We start from the raw sequence: 251 nt of genomic DNA, 5'->3' as shown, positions 1-251 counted from the left end.
GCCACGCACCAGATGAAGAAACTGACCATGGAAGACCTCAAAGCCTTCCGTGACCACCTCCGCATCCCCATCAGCGATGACCAGCTCGACGCTGACCTGTACCGGCCCCCGTACTACCACCCCGGCATGGACGCCCCGGAAATCCGATACCTCATGGACCGCCGGGCAGAGCTCGGCGGGTTCGTCCCCGAACGACGCCGCAAACACACCGAGGTGGTACTCCCGGAGCCGAAGTCCTACGAGGTCGCCAA

Annotated in this window: 1 protein-coding gene; it reads left to right on the top strand. The window is 63.7% G+C overall.

The window, feature by feature from the left end:
- A partial coding sequence (locus tag ACLRGI_RS15105; protein ID WP_419202438.1) for a hypothetical protein occupies nucleotides 1-251 on the top strand: 251 nt, incomplete at both ends.

The sequence above is a fragment of the Paenarthrobacter sp. PPS72 genome, assembly GCF_048537125.1.
GTDB lineage: Bacteria > Actinomycetota > Actinomycetes > Actinomycetales > Micrococcaceae > Arthrobacter > Arthrobacter nitroguajacolicus_E.
Note: the sequence above shows the minus strand (reverse complement) of the source record. Positions and strands in the feature narration are given on the sequence as shown.